Origin of the sequence: Citrobacter meridianamericanus (assembly GCF_041320245.1) — a bacterium.
GTDB lineage: Bacteria > Pseudomonadota > Gammaproteobacteria > Enterobacterales > Enterobacteriaceae > Citrobacter > Citrobacter meridianamericanus.
Map to the genome: position 1 here is coordinate 35,053 of NZ_CP101037.1, position 16,805 is coordinate 51,857.

General features: G+C 49.0%; 20 protein-coding genes and 3 pseudogenes. 10 read left to right on the forward strand and 13 right to left on the reverse strand.

The features are described from left to right. Positions 1-147: 147 nt before the first annotated feature. The 3 genes and pseudogenes from aph(3'')-Ib to NMD08_RS26005 form a co-directional block, all read left to right on the forward strand. Entirely contained in the window at positions 148-951 is an 804-nt protein-coding gene (gene aph(3'')-Ib, locus NMD08_RS25995; RefSeq protein WP_001082319.1) for an aminoglycoside O-phosphotransferase APH(3'')-Ib, read from the forward strand. After that, a complete protein-coding gene (locus NMD08_RS26000; protein WP_000480968.1) occupies positions 951-1,787 on the forward strand; it encodes an aminoglycoside O-phosphotransferase APH(6)-Id in 837 nt (278 codons plus the stop codon). Before aph(3'')-Ib ends, NMD08_RS26000 begins: the two co-directional genes overlap by 1 nt. 106 nt (positions 1,788-1,893) lie before the next feature. Then, a pseudogene (locus NMD08_RS26005) lies at positions 1,894-2,235 on the forward strand (IS6-like element IS6100 family transposase); the annotation flags it as partial. 139 nt (positions 2,236-2,374) lie between these two features. Here the strand turns inward: NMD08_RS26005 and NMD08_RS26010 are convergent. Then, positions 2,375-2,440: pseudogene (locus NMD08_RS26010) on the reverse strand (EAL domain-containing protein); the annotation flags it as partial. 61 nt (positions 2,441-2,501) lie between these two features. Between NMD08_RS26010 and NMD08_RS26015 the strand changes: the two are divergent. Continuing rightward, positions 2,502-3,710 carry a type II site-specific deoxyribonuclease gene (locus tag NMD08_RS26015; protein WP_001749969.1) on the forward strand — a complete coding sequence of 403 codons (1,209 nt, stop codon included), beginning with the start codon at positions 2,502-2,504 and terminating at the stop codon, positions 3,708-3,710. A gap of 33 nt (positions 3,711-3,743) precedes the next feature. On the opposite strand, the gene NMD08_RS26020 is transcribed toward NMD08_RS26015, so the two are convergent. Further along, positions 3,744-5,177 carry a DNA cytosine methyltransferase gene (locus tag NMD08_RS26020; protein WP_001288432.1) on the reverse strand — a complete coding sequence of 478 codons (1,434 nt, stop codon included), beginning with the start codon at positions 5,175-5,177 and terminating at the stop codon, positions 3,744-3,746. 98 nt (positions 5,178-5,275) lie between these two features. On the opposite strand from NMD08_RS26020, the pseudogene NMD08_RS26025 reads away from it, so the two are divergent. Continuing rightward, positions 5,276-5,548, forward strand: a pseudogene (locus tag NMD08_RS26025) (IS1 family transposase); the annotation flags it as partial. A gap of 10 nt (positions 5,549-5,558) precedes the next feature. Here the strand turns inward: NMD08_RS26025 and NMD08_RS26030 are convergent. The 6 genes from NMD08_RS26030 to NMD08_RS26055 are packed head-to-tail and all read right to left on the reverse strand — an operon-like array spanning position 5,559 to position 7,790. After that, complete coding sequence (locus NMD08_RS26030) at positions 5,559-5,765, reverse strand: hypothetical protein (protein WP_001749967.1); 207 nt, start codon at positions 5,763-5,765, stop codon at positions 5,559-5,561. A gap of 4 nt (positions 5,766-5,769) precedes the next feature. Continuing rightward, the gene (locus NMD08_RS26035) at positions 5,770-6,411 is read right to left on the reverse strand and encodes a restriction endonuclease (RefSeq protein WP_012561158.1); all 642 of its coding nucleotides are present in this window, start codon (positions 6,409-6,411) and stop codon (positions 5,770-5,772) included. A 55-nt stretch (positions 6,412-6,466) separates the two neighbouring features. Then, positions 6,467-6,778 carry a hypothetical protein gene (locus NMD08_RS26040; protein WP_013279382.1) on the reverse strand — a complete coding sequence of 104 codons (312 nt, stop codon included), beginning with the start codon at positions 6,776-6,778 and terminating at the stop codon, positions 6,467-6,469. A 35-nt stretch (positions 6,779-6,813) separates the two neighbouring features. Next, positions 6,814-7,128 (reverse strand): TrbM/KikA/MpfK family conjugal transfer protein, encoded by a 315-nt coding sequence (locus NMD08_RS26045; RefSeq protein ID WP_016338363.1) that lies wholly within the window; start codon positions 7,126-7,128, stop codon positions 6,814-6,816. Continuing rightward, positions 7,125-7,469 (reverse strand): hypothetical protein, encoded by a 345-nt coding sequence (locus NMD08_RS26050; protein ID WP_012561155.1) that lies wholly within the window; start codon positions 7,467-7,469, stop codon positions 7,125-7,127. The genes NMD08_RS26045 and NMD08_RS26050 overlap by 4 nt, the downstream gene beginning before the upstream one ends. A 15-nt stretch (positions 7,470-7,484) precedes the next feature. Continuing rightward, the gene (locus NMD08_RS26055) at positions 7,485-7,790 is read right to left on the reverse strand and encodes an H-NS family nucleoid-associated regulatory protein (protein WP_012561154.1); all 306 of its coding nucleotides are present in this window, start codon (positions 7,788-7,790) and stop codon (positions 7,485-7,487) included. Between the two features lie 108 nt (positions 7,791-7,898). Here NMD08_RS26055 and NMD08_RS26060 point away from each other — a divergent pair, with 108 nt between their 5' ends. Genes NMD08_RS26060 through NMD08_RS26070 form a run of 3 tightly spaced genes read left to right on the forward strand, consistent with a single transcriptional unit; the run spans position 7,899 to position 9,160 of the window. Then, positions 7,899-8,636, forward strand: coding sequence for a lytic transglycosylase domain-containing protein (locus NMD08_RS26060; RefSeq protein ID WP_013279384.1), 738 nt, complete (start codon positions 7,899-7,901; stop codon positions 8,634-8,636). 8 nt (positions 8,637-8,644) lie between these two features. Further along, positions 8,645-8,926, forward strand: a complete 282-nt coding sequence (gene korA, locus NMD08_RS26065) for a transcriptional repressor KorA (RefSeq protein WP_016338364.1) — start codon at positions 8,645-8,647, stop codon at positions 8,924-8,926. A gap of 9 nt (positions 8,927-8,935) precedes the next feature. Continuing rightward, positions 8,936-9,160: a conjugal transfer protein TraM gene (locus NMD08_RS26070; protein ID WP_148839772.1), complete on the forward strand. Its 225-nt coding sequence runs from the start codon at positions 8,936-8,938 to the stop codon at positions 9,158-9,160. A gap of 33 nt (positions 9,161-9,193) precedes the next feature. Here NMD08_RS26070 and NMD08_RS26075 read toward each other — a convergent pair whose 3' ends face one another. From NMD08_RS26075 to NMD08_RS26090, 4 genes are all read right to left on the reverse strand, one after another. After that, positions 9,194-9,898 carry an IS6-like element IS26 family transposase gene (locus NMD08_RS26075; protein WP_001067855.1) on the reverse strand — a complete coding sequence of 235 codons (705 nt, stop codon included), beginning with the start codon at positions 9,896-9,898 and terminating at the stop codon, positions 9,194-9,196. 165 nt (positions 9,899-10,063) lie between these two features. Then, positions 10,064-10,540 carry a WbuC family cupin fold metalloprotein gene (locus NMD08_RS26080; RefSeq protein ID WP_001572372.1) on the reverse strand — a complete coding sequence of 159 codons (477 nt, stop codon included), beginning with the start codon at positions 10,538-10,540 and terminating at the stop codon, positions 10,064-10,066. A gap of 76 nt (positions 10,541-10,616) precedes the next feature. After that, positions 10,617-12,236 carry a phosphoethanolamine--lipid A transferase MCR-9.1 gene (locus NMD08_RS26085; protein WP_001572373.1) on the reverse strand — a complete coding sequence of 540 codons (1,620 nt, stop codon included), beginning with the start codon at positions 12,234-12,236 and terminating at the stop codon, positions 10,617-10,619. Between the two features lie 188 nt (positions 12,237-12,424). After that, positions 12,425-13,393, reverse strand: coding sequence for an IS5-like element IS903B family transposase (locus tag NMD08_RS26090; protein WP_072196614.1), 969 nt, complete (start codon positions 13,391-13,393; stop codon positions 12,425-12,427). Positions 13,394-13,431: 38 nt separating this feature from the next. Here NMD08_RS26090 and pcoS point away from each other — a divergent pair, with 38 nt between their 5' ends. Together pcoS and NMD08_RS26100 are read left to right on the forward strand one after the other, a co-directional pair. Further along, complete coding sequence (gene pcoS / locus NMD08_RS26095) at positions 13,432-14,778, forward strand: copper resistance membrane spanning protein PcoS (protein WP_004248839.1); 1,347 nt, start codon at positions 13,432-13,434, stop codon at positions 14,776-14,778. A gap of 217 nt (positions 14,779-14,995) precedes the next feature. Continuing rightward, positions 14,996-15,430 carry a hypothetical protein gene (locus NMD08_RS26100; RefSeq protein ID WP_000723070.1) on the forward strand — a complete coding sequence of 145 codons (435 nt, stop codon included), beginning with the start codon at positions 14,996-14,998 and terminating at the stop codon, positions 15,428-15,430. A gap of 256 nt (positions 15,431-15,686) precedes the next feature. On the opposite strand, the gene NMD08_RS26105 is transcribed toward NMD08_RS26100, so the two are convergent. Beyond that, complete coding sequence (locus NMD08_RS26105; RefSeq protein WP_001572377.1) at positions 15,687-16,802, reverse strand: nickel/cobalt efflux protein RcnA; 1,116 nt, start codon at positions 16,800-16,802, stop codon at positions 15,687-15,689. Positions 16,803-16,805: the final 3 nt, after the last annotated feature.

The following is a 16,805-nucleotide window of genomic DNA, read 5'->3' on the forward strand; positions in this document are numbered from 1 at the left end:
GACTGTTTTTTTGTACAGTCTATGCCTCGGGCATCAAGGCGAGCTCAGAGACCATGGAAAGCATGTTCTCGGACTTACGTAGCAACTCGTTTCTTTTCGCAGGTTGAGCCACCTCCGCGCTTCATCAGAAAACTGAAGGAACCTCCATTGAATCGAACTAATATTTTTTTTGGTGAATCGCATTCTGACTGGTTGCCTGTCAGAGGCGGAGAATCTGGTGATTTTGTTTTTCGACGTGGTGACGGGCATGCCTTCGCGAAAATCGCACCTGCTTCCCGCCGCGGTGAGCTCGCTGGAGAGCGTGACCGCCTCATTTGGCTCAAAGGTCGAGGTGTGGCTTGCCCCGAGGTGATCAACTGGCAGGAGGAACAGGAGGGTGCATGCTTGGTGATAACGGCAATTCCGGGAGTACCGGCGGCTGATCTGTCTGGAGCGGATTTGCTCAAAGCGTGGCCGTCAATGGGGCAGCAACTTGGCGCTGTTCACAGCCTATCGGTTGATCAATGTCCGTTTGAGCGCAGGCTGTCGCGAATGTTCGGACGCGCCGTTGATGTGGTGTCCCGCAATGCCGTCAATCCCGACTTCTTACCGGACGAGGACAAGAGTACGCCGCAGCTCGATCTTTTGGCTCGTGTCGAACGAGAGCTACCGGTGCGGCTCGACCAAGAGCGCACCGATATGGTTGTTTGCCATGGTGATCCCTGCATGCCGAACTTCATGGTGGACCCTAAAACTCTTCAATGCACGGGTCTGATCGACCTTGGGCGGCTCGGAACAGCAGATCGCTATGCCGATTTGGCACTCATGATTGCTAACGCCGAAGAGAACTGGGCAGCGCCAGATGAAGCAGAGCGCGCCTTCGCTGTCCTATTCAATGTATTGGGGATCGAAGCCCCCGACCGCGAACGCCTTGCCTTCTATCTGCGATTGGACCCTCTGACTTGGGGTTGATGTTCATGCCGCCTGTTTTTCCTGCTCATTGGCACGTTTCGCAACCTGTTCTCATTGCGGACACCTTTTCCAGCCTCGTTTGGAAAGTTTCATTGCCAGACGGGACTCCTGCAATCGTCAAGGGATTGAAACCTATAGAAGACATTGCTGATGAACTGCGCGGGGCCGACTATCTGGTATGGCGCAATGGGAGGGGAGCAGTCCGGTTGCTCGGTCGTGAGAACAATCTGATGTTGCTCGAATATGCCGGGGAGCGAATGCTCTCTCACATCGTTGCCGAGCACGGCGACTACCAGGCGACCGAAATTGCAGCGGAACTAATGGCGAAGCTGTATGCCGCATCTGAGGAACCCCTGCCTTCTGCCCTTCTCCCGATCCGGGATCGCTTTGCAGCTTTGTTTCAGCGGGCGCGCGATGATCAAAACGCAGGTTGTCAAACTGACTACGTCCACGCGGCGATTATAGCCGATCAAATGATGAGCAATGCCTCGGAACTGCGTGGGCTACATGGCGATCTGCATCATGAAAACATCATGTTCTCCAGTCGCGGCTGGCTGGTGATAGATCCCGTCGGTCTGGTCGGTGAAGTGGGCTTTGGCGCCGCCAATATGTTCTACGATCCGGCTGACAGAGACGACCTTTGTCTCGATCCTAGACGCATTGCACAGATGGCGGACGCATTCTCTCGTGCGCTGGACGTCGATCCGCGTCGCCTGCTCGACCAGGCGTACGCTTATGGGTGCCTTTCCGCAGCTTGGAACGCGGATGGAGAAGAGGAGCAACGCGATCTAGCTATCGCGGCCGCGATCAAGCAGGTGCGACAGACGTCATACTAGATATCAAGCGACTTCTCCTATCCCCTGGGAACACATCAATCTTACCGGAGAATATCGTTGGCCAAAGCCTTAGCGTAGGATTTCGCCCTCTCCCGCAAACGACCCCTATGGTGCAGCGATCACCGAATTGAAGCGCGAAGGAAAGCTGGACCGGGAGACGGCCCACCGGCAGGTGAAGTATCTCAATAACGTGATCGAGGCCGATCACGGAAAGCTCAAGATACTGATCAAGCCGGTGCGCGGTTTCAAATCGATCCCCACGGCCTATGCCACGATCAAGGGATTCGAAGTCATGCGAGCCCTGCGCAAAGGACAGGCTCGCCCCTGGTGCCTGCAGCCCGGCATCAGGGGCGAGGTGCGCCTTGTGGAGAGAGCTTTTGGCATTGGGCCCTCGGCGCTGACGGAGGCCATGGGCATGCTCAACCACCATTTCGCAGCAGCCGCCTGATCGGCGCAGAGCGACAGCCTACCTCTGACTGCCGCCAATCTTTGCAACAGAGCCTCCGTCGCCATGCTCACCTCGCTTTGGTGCACACGAGTATTGAGCATAGTCGAGATTGGTGCAGATCACTTCTGATATTGAACTGTCAGGAGCTGGCTGCACAACAGCCATTACGCCCAATCAACTGGTGCAGTCGTCTTCTGAAAATGACACTGTTTGTATATAATCATGAAAAAATGGTGAGTAGAGTTTCAGGGTAACAGGGGATGCTTATGTCGGTTTTCCACAACTGGCTACTTGAGATCGCATGTGAGAATTACTTCGTCTACATCAAACGCCTTTCCGCCAACGATACCGGCGCAACAGGTGGTCACCAGGTAGGGCTTTATATCCCTTCAGGTATCGTTGAAAAACTCTTTCCGTCTATCAACCATACCCGTGAACTGAACCCTTCGGTTTTTCTCACCGCACATGTGTCATCGCATGATTGCCCTGACAGCGAAGCCAGGGCAATTTATTATAACAGCCGTCATTTTGGTAAAACCCGGAATGAAAAAAGGATTACCCGCTGGGGTAGAGGCAGCCCACTTCAGGATCCTGAAAATACAGGGGCTCTGACGCTCCTGGCTTTCAAGCTTGATGAGCAAGGGGGGGACTGTAAGGAAGTAAATATTTGGGTATGCGCCAGCACTGATGAAGAGGACGTCATTGAGACCGCTATTGGTGAAGTTATACCCGGAGCGCTTATATCCGGCCCCGCAGGACAGATTCTAGGCGGACTATCTCTACAGCAAGCGCCAGTAAATCATAAATATATTCTACCTGAAGACTGGCACCTGCGCTTTCCGTCGGGAAGTGAAATTATTCAGTATGCAGCCAGCCATTATGTGAAAAATTCCCTTGATCCGGATGAGCAACTTCTTGACCGCCGGCGCGTGGAGTACGACATATTTCTATTGGTTGAGGAACTGCATGTTCTGGATATCATCCGGAAAGGATTTGGCTCTGTGGATGAATTTATTGCGCTGGCCAATTCTGTCAGCAATCGCCGTAAATCCAGAGCCGGGAAGTCTCTGGAACTGCACCTGGAGCATCTATTCATTGAGCACGGCCTGCGACACTTTGCGACGCAGGCCATCACAGAAGGTAATAAAAAACCCGATTTCCTTTTCCCTTCCGCAGGGGCTTACCACGATACTGAGTTTCCCGTAGAAAATCTGCGCATGCTGGCAGTCAAGACTACCTGTAAGGATCGCTGGCGTCAGATACTGAATGAGGCCGATAAAATTCATCAGGTGCATCTGTTTACACTCCAAGAGGGAGTTTCTCTGGCTCAATATCGGGAGATGCGGGAGTCGGGTGTCAGATTGGTCGTGCCATCATCGCTGCACAAAAAATACCCGGAGGCGGTGAGAGCTGAGCTAATGACGCTAGGTGCGTTTATTGCTGAGCTGACAGGGCTTTACGCAGATATTCCATAGATTATCTCCCGGCATAAATACCGGGAGGAGCGATCAGATTCGTTCAACCTTGCACGAATCGGCATTAACCGCTTTCAGGATATAAGGTTCAAGCAGTTTGGCTACGGCTTCAAACACGGGCACCACTACGGAGTTACCGAACTGCCTGTACGACTGAGTGTCTGACACAGGAATGCGAAAAGGCCTGCCATCTACTTTTTCAAAACCCATAAGGCGCGCGCACTCTCGTGGAGTCAGCCTGCGGGGCCGATGCGCCTGATTTTCTTCGTTCGCGAAGTCTGTTTCACCTGTGGCCATATCCCAGCCACGGTCTATCAGAATTTCAGACCCGTCTTTGTGATAGCGAGCAGAAAGCGTACGGGCAATGCTTTCTTTATTTTCAGGATTAACGAGGCCAAAACCGAATCCGTTACCCTTAGCTGCGTGCTTTTTGGCGTAGTTATAGAGATACTCCCAGAGTTTCGGCGTCAGTATATATTTGCTGTCAACCACGGGTTCCAGCAGTTCGCCAAATGACGGACGCTGTTCCGGATAAAAACGACTAATATCGCGCAGGGTAAAGCCCTGGTGAATGTTCAGATCACGACGGAAACCGACCAAAACGATACGTTCTCGGTGCTGAGGTAAAAAGTGCTTTCCGTCGATAACTTTAGGATCGTTTTTGCCCATCTCAGCTGCATCCGCAACTTCATAGCCCAGTTCGTCGAGGGTATCCATGATGACTTTAAAGGTTTTACCCTTGTCATGGCTCTTCAGGTTTTTAACGTTTTCAAGAACAAAGATGGCAGGTTTTTTTGCGCGTATAATACGCGCCACATCGAAGAAAAGCGTTCCCTGAGCCTCACATTCGAAACCATGCGCGCGCCCGAGCGAGTTTTTCTTGCTTACGCCCGCAAGGCTGAACGGTTGACAGGGGAAACCTGCTAGAAGTACATCATGATCCGGCACATGCTCATTAATGTAAGCATAGGCATCGTTTTCAGGTACTTCAGGTTTATCACTGAGCGTGACTTCCCGAATATCGAGATTGAAAGTGTGTTCCTGAGCATCGTTAAACCAGTTAGCTTTATATGTGCGCACAGCCTCTTTATTCCATTCACTGGTAAAAACGCACTGGCCACCGATGGTTTCGAAGCCCTTCCGTATACCTCCAATCCCAGCAAACAGGTCAATAAACCGGAAGGCATAGTCAGGGTGATGTGCAGGCGCTTCCGGAAGCATTTTTCGTAGAAGTTCCTCTTCGGCTAACGTCAGCGTCTTAGGTGAGCACTTACCATTAATCCAGCGATTAAGAGTCTCGCGACTCCACTCATTTTTACCAACTTTTCTAAGCAGTTCAGCCACGTACTTCTGGTCATAGATTTCCAGCACCTGCCCGAGCAGCTTTTTATCATTTTCCTGTCGCAGTTGTTCTTCCGCTTCTGCTTTCTCAAGCAGATCCTGCGCCAGTAATTCAAATTCAGACATATTGCCTCCATTGGGTCTTATGGGTGAAACTGTATCACTCATTTGACCCAGATTGAATGTTTTTATCTGGATATTTAAACAGGTTTATTGTTAGGTAACGCACGTTGGCCACGCTGGAGCGTCTTCTGGGCCTGCTGTCGGCCTTTGAGGTCGTGGTATGGATGACGGATGGCTGGCCGCTGTATGAATCCCGCCTGAAGGGAAAGCTGCACGTTATCAGCAAGCGTTACACTCAGCGCATTGAGCGACATAACCTGAATCTGAGACAACATCTGGCAAGGCTGGGACGGAAGTCACTGTCGTTCTCAAAATCGGTGGAGCTGCATGACAAGGTCATCGGGCATTATCTGAACATAAAACACTATCAGTAAGTTGGAGTCATTACCGGTTCTCTTTGTCTTTTAGTGATTCTATAAACCTCATTACGTCTGAATATAAAAATCTATTATTTGATTTATGTGGCTCATGAGGTTGTGGGATGGTCTTGTTTTTGAATGTGCCAGTTTTCTTAATGGCAAAGATTAATTCACCTTCTGTTATTCCTAACATTTCAGCAAATGTTTTTGCTTCTATAGTTACTGACTTCATTTAATTAACTCTCATGGTATCGATTTTCTTTACCGGCATCTTTAACAATGGTGCTCGTTTCTAGTGTTGCTGCGGTACGCTTCATCATCGTCTGCGGGGCGGTTGCGATAGTGAAGGAGCTGCCGGGCGTGAGCAAATCTATCAGGCGCTGGCCGCTGATAATCTCCATCCGTTCACTGGCAATACTGACAGATTTTGAACCTGCGCCGGTTTTCCCGGTATGGCAAAACAGACCGCGACAGTTATGACGTTTAAGCAACTTCTCGAACTCCTGTACGTGCTGTAAAGCAATATGGCCGCGATAGCGTTTAGCCTGAATAAGATAGCGATATTTTCCTATTATTACCTGGCCGTCAATGCCTCCATCGCCGGTATAGCGTTTGTTTCTGATGGTTCTGAAGCCATGCGCTTCAAATCCTTCCAGCAACAGTTCTTCAAACACAAAAGGATCAATTTTCCTCAGGTAGTTAATTTTTTGTGGGAAGCCCGGCAACGTCTTTATGCGCTCCAGCACCCGCCGCGCACTTTGCTGCTTCCTTTTGTGTCGTCGGTTGCGTACTGAACGCCGGAAGAATACAACGGCAAACAGTGCGATGGCGCTGCAAGCCCATAGAATAAGGTTTTCTGTAGTGGGGAAGGGGAACATGGTGATAGTGTGCTTTCTGTGGGTAAAGAAAAGGGCGGTTAAACCGCCCTGGTGTTTAGCGACGGCTGTAAACCTGCCACGAAGCGCTGCCTGACTGATTTTGGCAAATCCGCCCGTAAAGTACGGTGCCGGTCGAGTAGCGGGCGCCATTCAGATAGCAATAGCCGCTGGATTGCAGCAGTTCGTTGCGCAGCTTTTCTTCCTGCTTTGATAGCCGGGACTCCGCAGACTGCAAACGAACGGATAATTCGTTAATCTGGCGTTGCTGGTTATTCATCTGGCTCTGCATCGCATTACCTTTATCTTGGCTGACGCAACCAGTTAAGAGAGCTGTACAGGCTAATGCACTTAATATAATTTTTTTCACGTTGGCTCCTTAAATTGAGATTATTCCTAGCCCGCCTATAAGCGAACTTTCCCGTATTTACTTATGATCTGGCTTATCATCGACTGGTTACTTCCACCTTCGCCATTATCCGGGCATTCATTAAGAAAAGCCTTCCTGGCATCCCTCGTGTGGTTGGGTAAAAAGCCGTGCTTGTTCTTTTTAACGATATTGAAGAAAGCAGCTTCAGCACTGTTACACTCGCTTCCGCCGCTATCGCCGGTGAGCTTGCCCGCCATGCACATAATAACTTTGCAGGGATCTTCAGCATGGCTGGCAGGAAGATAAAGCAGACTACCAGCTGCTATCAGAGGGATTAAGAGTTTCTTCATTGTTTTGTCCTTAACAGTTTGTTCAGATATACACCCGCCAGAATGTTGATAACGGTAAGTAATATTAATAATAACGCAGAGTTATAAATAGATTTGTAACCTATATCGCCTGCGATATATTCGACAATAAAAACGAAAATCGTTAACATTGCGAACAACTTGATTAACTTTCCTGTAATTTTCTTAACGATATAAGCAACTGAATAAGAGCCGGATTTGATGATGCTGGCGAGTAACCTGATAGCATGGACTCGGAATTTTCTTAAAATGGGCGGAATGGAAAATGCCTTTTTCTTCCTTCTGCCTTTTTGCTTTTCCGCAAAATCAATAACATCGCCCATTTTTATACTCTCCGGTTATATCTTTAGATCATCAAGTGATAAACCACTATCAAGCAGCTCTTTGAGCCATGTTGGTCGGCGGCCAGTCCCGGACCAGGTATTTTCTGCGTTCCTGGGGTCGCGGTATTTTACTTGTCTATGTTCTCTGGGGTTGGCAACGCCCTGCATTTTCATGGCTTCCAGGCTAATGCCAGCGTCCAATTTTGCAGTTAGCCAGGCCGGGCGCTTCCCTATACCAGTCCACGTATTAAAAGGGTTATCCGGGTCACGATACATGGGTTCACCTTTGGGGCGTTTTTCTGATTTCAGGGGAACCAGCATTACCTTCCTTCCTTCAGAGGTTTTCTTTTCGTTTCTTCTTGACACGATCTCATTAGCCCTTATCATAAACATAAGTCGTCGAAATTACAATTACGCGGTGAAACGTAAATGAGTAAACATCCAAAACTTCTGGTTCTCGCTCTGGCCTGCCTTGCTTGTGCTGGCCGTGCCAGTGCTGCGCCTGCCTCAGATGAAGTTGCCAGGCTTGCGCAGAGATGTGCGCCTGATGTTTCACCCTTAACAATGGCGTACATCGTCGGCCATGAGTCCTCAAATGGGCCGTACAGGATCAATATTAACGGTGGTAGTACCCAGTTAAAACAGCAACCACGTACTGAAGCTGAGGCCGTCAGCGTTTCGAAAGTTCTGCTGAAGGATAATAAAAGTTTTGATATGGGCCTTGCACAAATTAACTCAAATAATTTAGTGGGCCTGGGTCTTTCGGTTGACGATATTTTCAAGCCCTGCATCAACCTGCGGGCGAGCCAGACCATCCTTAAAGCCTGTTATGATAGCGCCCTGAAATCCTATCCAGCCGGGCAGGTTGCGCTGAGACACGCGCTTTCCTGCTACAACACCGGCTCACTCATAAACGGGATTTCTAACGGGTATGTCACGAAAGTTATCAACGTGGCGCGTCAATCAACTGATTTGAAAATCCCTACGCTGCTACCTGATGGCCAGACCAGTGAGGACAGCACCGCGACTGAGCCTCAGCAGGCAAAAAGTACGGCCACGCAGTATGACGGTGAACAAGATGTTTTTGGTTCGGGTGATGGCGATGCCTTCAGCCGAAATAATACGGATGCCTTTTTAACCAAACAGGAAACAGCGAAGGGGGAGTGAGGTTATGGATGGAACGTTTGTACCTTGTATTGCAATCACAGATCCTGGAGCTATTTGAAACAGGAAAAGTGAAGGAGGTAACGATAAAACGGGTTTCATTAAAGACGTGGTATCCCGTTTTTCAGATAGACGATGAACAGTTGGGCCAGATCGCATGTTCCATTCGGGTTAACAAAGAGCATGAACTACGAACCTGGGCTGATTTAAGGCTACTGGCAGAGTTTTTGAAAGATAAGTGTGGCGTTGAAGAATGCCGGTTAAATCTGCAATCAACAGAAGATAGTGAGTAAGGAGAAAGTATGACCACGTTGTTTAAGAAGTATGGCCCTGCGGTAGTTATGGGCGTTTTGTCCATTGCCCTGCCGCAAATTGCGCTGGCCGCTGGCACCGATACTGGTGAATCAACCGCTACATCAATCCAGACGTGGTTGAGCACATGGATTCCAATTGGTTGTGCTATTGCGATCATGGTTAGTTGCTTTATGTGGATGCTTCACGTAATCCCGGCACTGTTGCAAAGTTAGCGATGAGGCAGCCTTTTGTCTTATTCAAAGGCCTTACATTTCAAAAACTCTGCTTACCAGGCGCATTTCGCCCAGGGGATCACCATAATAAAATGCTGAGGCCTGGCCTTTGCGTAGTGCACGCATCACCTCAATACCTTTGATGGTGGCGTAAGCCGTCTTCATGGATTTAAATCCCAGCGTGGCGCCGATTATCCGTTTCAGTTTGCCATGATCGCATTCAATCACGTTGTTCCGGTACTTAATCTGTCGGTGTTCAACGTCAGACGGGCACCGGCCTTCGCGTTTGAGCAGAGCAAGCGCGCGACCATAGGCGGGCGCTTTATCCGTGTTGATGAATCGCGGGATCTGCCACTTCTTCACGTTGTTGAGGATTTTACCCAGAAACCGGTATGCAGCTTTGCTGTTACGACGGGAGGAGAGATAAAAATCGACAGTGCGGCCCCGGCTGTCGACGGCCCGGTACAGATACGCCCAGCGGCCATTGACCTTCACGTAGGTTTCATCCATGTGCCACGGGCAAAGATCGGAAGGGTTACGCCAGTACCAGCGCAGCCGTTTTTCCATTTCAGGCGCATAACGCTGAACCCAGCGGTAAATCGTGGAGTGATCGACATTCACTCCGCGTTCAGCCAGCATCTCCTGCAGCTCACGGTAACTGATGCCGTATTTGCAGTACCAGCGTACGGCCCACAGAATGATGTCACGCTGAAAATGCCGGCCTTTGAATGGGTTCATGTGCAGCTCCATCAGCAAAAGGGGATGATAAGTTTATCACCACCGACTATTTGCAACAGTGCCTCTACTCTTGCCACAGGTTTACGAGTAGGTGATTTGGGAGGAAGCGTCTTAGCCTTTGAAGTTGGCGCGAAGGAGAGAATGGCACTCCGTGCAACGCATTAATTACCGCGGATATCCGCCATCACCTACTTGCGCCTGTGTGTACCATTTCATCAGCTCTGCAGTTCCCGGCTCGTTTTCGGCGGGGGCCCATGGGGCGGCATCTTGATCAGCAACAGGCTGGTACCTACCGTGTTTTACCTCAAAAATAACGCCGCCTTCATCCAGTGACAATACGGTATGCCAGGTGCCTGCATCCATCTCCAGCACTTTACAGTCCTCACCTAACACGACGCGCTGGGTCAGGTTACCCAGGTCATCAAAGTTCAATACCAAAAAGCGACCGGTAAGGGATGTCAGCAGTTCAAAAGTATGCGGGTGGCGATGAGGGCGAACATAAGTTCCCGGTTCCATAGCAATAGCCAGACGCTGCACCGGGTCGCTCAATTCAGGGTGGAAATTATGATGGGCACGTAAGCGGGGGGAATTTGCGGCTTGTGCGCTTTGCTTGCGTAGGTCGTTGAAAGTAAGTTGTTTCATATTATAAGCCTTATTGCATTCTTGCAGCTTACGGCAACCAGGTTGCCGTAAGGCTTTTTGTTATACTAACAATCGATTAGCCACGGCATTCGCGGAACAAATCGCGGTCAGGATTATAGACGCTGGTGCTTACGTCCCACAGCCCCAAAATCGATGAGAACAGGTTGTCGTGGGAATATGATTTTTTCGCCGCATTATTTTCAAGGCAAGACATGTTGATGTGTTTCCCGGCGATAAAGCCCGGTGACATCCAGACCTGCATCGGAATATGCGTCTGCTGATCCGGTGCCAGTTTGTACGGCGTGCCGTGCAGATATAGCCCGCTTTCGCCCAATGATTCACCATGATCGGACACATAAAGCAGCACGGTGTTGTACTGATCGCTGTAATTTTTTAGCTTTTCAATCATCTCAGCTAATACATAGTCTGTATAACGAAGGGTGTTGTCGTAGGTGTTGACCAATTGTTCCTGAGTACAGTTTTCGATATCGCTACGTGCACATTCGGGCATGAAGTGGCGATGCTCAGCCGGATAACGCAGGTAATAAGTCGGTCCATGGCTGCCAATGATATGGAAGGCGACAAGCTTATCACCTGGCATTTTGGCGATTTCATCATCAAGGTTTTCCAGCATCACCTCGTCATGGCACGTTTTGCCATCGCACAGTTTCGGGTTATCACTAGGCTTAATTTCGACAGTCGGGATGCGGCTACATACGCCTTTACAACCGCCATCGTTCTCTTTCCATAACAGCGAGACACCGGTTTTCTGCACGATGTCGAGGAAATTTTCACTGTTAGATGCTTTTTTACTGTCGTACTCGGTGCGATTCATATTCGAGAACATGCACGGAACGGATATTGCGGTAGCGGTACCGCAGGAATGCATATTTTTAAACGAAATAACGCCGCCGGATTTGCTGGTAAAGGCATTGGTATCACGCGAATAACCGTTCATCGAGAAATTCTGGCTGCGTGCCGTTTCGCCAATCACCAGGAACATCAGCGTGGGTTTTTCGTGAGCGACGACGCGTTTAGCATCATTCCCCAGCGTCTGGAAAGGCACTTTAGTCGTAAAGTACGTATCCTTAACATACTGGAAAGTGCTGTAAGCGTAGTTCGCCGGGATGATCTCTTTATTCAATGTCGAGTTATTGCGGCCGACAGAGGCATAATCCTGATAATAAAGTGCGGCAACACCTGCAATCAAACTCAACGATGCCAGCACGGAGAGCAAACGGTAAGCAATGCCTTTATACCATTTTTCAGGATATTGAATTTTTATTGAAAAAAGGAGGATGGCAGGAAGGATACCGGTAAAGACGAACCATATAATAATTGAGCCATTAAGATAGGAATGCGCTTCCTGGGGGTTAGTTTCAATAATGTTTTGAATCATCGTTTGATCAAACATTACTTTATATTTTAGTGTCGAATAACTGACCAGTGAGCCAGTGATAAACAGTAAAGCAAAGAAAGGTTTCAGCAGAAAACGAACTGAGAAAGGCATAAAAACAACGTTAAGCGCCGCAACCAGAACAAAGGGAATAGAAATGACAAAACCAATTTTGACATGCTCTAAATGCGACAAAATCTCGTAAAAATGCAGCAATATTGGCCAGTTAAGTAAAAACGCAAAGATCATTGCCAGAAGTAAAACCAGCGGAATAACTTTCACCCTGAAAAGTACAGGCATTAACACCTCCGGAAAATAGTAAACCAGTAAAAACATTGATGATAATTACAACAATTCAATCTAATATTATGATTGCCTTATTCGCTGCAAAGCAGAGATTATCATTCTGAAATCTTAGGTTAACCTTAACGAGGCTTTGTTGAATAAATCAGATTTCGGGTAAGTCTCCCCCGTAGCGGGTTGTGTTTTCAGGCAATACGCACGCTTTCAGGCATACCTGCTTTCGTCATTTTGTTCAGCGCTCGTACCAGGGCCATAGCCTCCGCAACCTGACCATCGTAGTCACGCAGCGTCAGTGAACCCCCGAACAGCTGTTTTACCCGGTACATCGCCGTTTCCGCTATCGAGCGACGGTTGTAATCTGTTGTCCATTTCCACCGCGCATTACTCCCGGTCATTCGCTGATTAGCCACTGCACGGTTACGGTCTGCATATTCACCGGGCCAGTAACCCGCACCTTTTCGGGGAGGGATAAGCGCGCTGATTTTCTTATGCCGCAGTTCATCGTGACATAGCCGGGTATCGTAAGCGCCATCGGCGGCGGCTGACCTGATTTTCCGGTGGGTTTGCCGGATTAACCCGGGGAAGGCCTCTGAGTCCGTAACGTTGTTCAGCGACAGGTCAGCGCAGATGATTTCATGTGTTTTACTGTCAACGGCGAGATGCAGCTTACGCCAGATACGGCGGCGTTCCTGGCCATGCTTTTTGACTTTCCACTCGCCTTCACCGAAGACCTTCAGCCCGGTGGAATCAATTACCAGGTGTGCGATTTCACCCCGGGTGGGCGTTTTGAAACTGACATTAACCGACTTTGCCCGCCTGCTGACACAGCTGTAATCCGGGCAGCGTAGCGGAACGTTCATCAGAGAAAAAATGGAATCAATAAAGCCCTGCGCAGCGCGCAGGGTCAGCCTGAATACGCGTTTAATGACCAGCACAGTCGTGATGGCAAGGTCAGAATAGCGCTGAGGTCTGCCTCGTGAAGAAGGCGCTGCCGACTCATACCAGGCCTGAATAGCTTCATCATCCAGCCAGAAAGTTATGGAGCCACGGTTGATGAGGGCTTTATTGTAGGTGGGCCAGTTGGTGATTTTGAACTTTTGCTTTGCCACGGAACGGTCTGCGTTGTCGGGAAGATGCGTGATCTGATCCTTCAACTCAGCAAAAGTTCGATTTATTCAACAAAGCCGCGGTGATGCTTACGGTATGGTGGTTATCAAGTTTTATCCTGATTAGCACCCTTAATGGCTATTTCGATAATCAGGACCGCGATTTTCTGACAGGTAAACTTCAGCTCACCGAAGAGTTTCTTAAAACAGAGACGTTCCGGAACAAAACGGATATTAAGTCATTATCAGAAAAAATAAACGATGCGATGGTAGGGCACAATGGTTTATTCATTTCTATAAAAAACATGGAAAATGAAAAAATTGTTGAACTCTATGCCAAAAATTCTGTTGTTCCAGCGGTCCTGCTTAATAAGTCGGGTGATATTCTCGACTATATGATCCAGACGGAAGAAAATAACACCGTGTACCGCAGTATCTCGCGGCGGGTTGCCGTGACGCCGGAACAGGGTAAAAGCAAACATGTCATCATTACGGTTGCCACGGATACTGGGTATCACACCCTGTTTATGGATAAGCTCAGTACCTGGCTGTTCTGGTTCAATATCGGTCTGGTCTTTATTTCTGTTTTTCTGGGCTGGCTGACCACACGTATTGGTCTGAAACCGCTACGGGAAATGACCAGTCTGGCTTCCTCCATGACCGTACACAGCCTGGATCAGCGTCTTAATCCCGATTTGGCTCCGCCGGAAATTTCTGAGACCATGCAGGAGTTCAATAACATGTTCGATCGCCTGGAGGGGTCATTCCGGAAACTGTCAGATTTCTCGTCTGACATCGCGCATGAGCTGCGCACAGCGGTCAGTAATCTGATGATGCAGACGCAGTTTGCACTGGCTAAGGAAAGGGATGTTTCGCATTACCGCGAAATCTTATTCGCTTACCTGGAAGAACTGAAAAGGTTGTCACGAATGACCAGTGATATGCTTTTTCTGGCACGTTCAGAGCATGGTCTGCTGCAGCTGGATAAACATGATGTGGATCTGGCCGCCGAACTGAATGAATTACGTGAGCTGTTCGAGCCTCTGGCAGACGAAACAGGAAAGACAATCACCGTTGAAGGAGAGGGCGTTGTTGCCGGAGACAGCGATATGCTGCGACGTGCTTTCAGTAACCTGCTTTCCAATGCAATCAAGTATTCTCCCGATAACACCTGTACAGCGATACACCTTGAGCGTGACAGTGACTGTGTGAACGTGATGATTACGAATACGATGTCCGGCCAGGTTCCCGCTAATCTGGAACGTTTGTTTGATCGGTTCTATCGAGCTGATTCATCAAGGGTCCACAACACGGAAGGCGCGGGGCTGGGATTATCAATTACAAGGTCGATCATTCATGCTCATGGCGGCGAGCTGTCAGCAGAACAGCAGGGGCGGGAAATTGTGTTCAGTGTGCGCCTGTTAATGGATTAATCCCGTTCTTCAGGAGAAACCTGGAAGGTGACAAAATTGTCATCATTCAGTCACGCGATAAACAGAGGCGGTTTTTTATAATCATACATAAATCAGGAGCAGAGTGATAACGCAATCGCCTGGTTCCTGGAGTGATGAATAACCCGCCCTGAGATCAAATGCTTTCTCTGTTATAAGCCGTTGATTGTTTGGGTATGAAAACACCGGAGACCCAACCATGAAAAAGATCCTTGTATCATTTGTTGCCATTATGGCTGTCGCTTCATCCGCCATGGCTGCAGAGACAATGAACATGCATGACCAGGTAAATAATGCCCAGGCACCCGCCCATCAGATGCAGTCAACCTCTGAAAAAAGCGCTGTTCAGGGAGACAGTATGACAATGATGGATATGAGCGGACACGATCAGGCTGCAATGTCCCATGAAATGATGCAAAACGGCAACGCTTCTGCCCACCAGGACATGGCGGAGATGCATAAAAAAATGATGAAAGGCAAACCAGGGGCCACCAACGAATCAGCAACGTCATTTTCAGAAATGAACGAGCATGAAAAAGCCGCTGTTGTGCACGAGAAGGCGAATAATGGTCAGTCTTCCGTTATTCATCAGCAGCAGGCTGAAAAGCATCGCAGCCAGATCACCCAGAATTAACCCGCAGCTCCACTTGTTAGACCCTCATTTGACGCCGAAGTCACTGGCTTACGCTCCCGTCCGGGAGCGTTTTTTTATTCTTTCATTTATCATTGAGTCTTATGGGAATGGATTTAATCAGTTACTTAATCCCTGCCTCAGCAACAAGTCCCGGAAAGAGCAGCTTTATATTCCGGGTTTTTCTGCTCATAACCTCAACGGTGGCGCTTAGGATGTACTTTGTAAGTACCCAGAGTGTGTGTCATCAGTACCGGTGTTAATGCACCAGCCCATTCCAGCCATGTATACCCATGTAAATCCCAACAGCAGCAATCAGGGCGCTTGAAATATAGGGGGCTCTTCTGGCGATGGTATTGAAGCCACTCCAGCGTTTGGCGACCTGACGAACGCTGATCGCCGCACCCACTCCAACCGTTACGAGGGTCAATGCCAGGCCGATACTGAAACAAACAACCAGTGTGGCACCCAGCGTAAGCGCTTTAAGCTGAAGGCAGATCAACAATACAGTTATAGCTGCCGGGCAAGGGATAAGCCCTCCTGTCAGTCCAAATATCAGGATTTGCCCGTTGGTTACTTCTTTCCCGTCGAAGCGGCGTTTTATGTCATTGGCATGAGCCAGTTCGTGAGCGTCCTGATACTCTTTCGAATTCACATCCAGCCCATCAAGCTCAGAGTGGTCATGGTCATGGTCGTGTTCAGCGAACGCCACATCATAGTCATGGACATGACCACGATGTCCCAGAGACAGACGTACGTTGAAACTGTGAGGCTCAGGGATGGGAGATGTTGACTCCAGATAATCACCATGATCAACAAATTCAAAAGTCTGAGAGATCGTACTGTTTTCCCGAAGTGTGGTTAATGAGATATCTTCAGAAGCCCATCTTTGGCCACTAAGAGTGCGTAGCCGCCAGTGGGGAAGTTGTCCTTCTTCAAAAATGGACAGTTCAACTTTTCCATGGCCAGTATCGATCAACCTTGTTTCGTCATGGTGATGATGTTCATTCTCCTGCATTCCCTCCAGCCAGTTTTTCTCACCGCTCCAGGTTCGCCAGAACATCCAAAAAGCCGTACCAAGGATGATCACTGAAGAGACCATCTGTAGCCAGGGTTCGGCTGATTCTGCGGTAAATTTATTACTGATATACATCCCTCCAAAAGCAATCAGCCATACGACTGCAGTGTGCGACAATGTTGCCGCGACACCCAGCATCACGGCCTGACGTACGGTGCCTTTTATAGCAATGATGAATGCTGCCATCATTGTTTTGGAGTGCCCGGGCTCCAGTCCATGAAGCGCGCCAAGCAGAATGGCGCTGGGGATGAAAAACCATGCGTTGCCTTGCTGAAGAAGTGTCGTAAATTCGTTCATGAG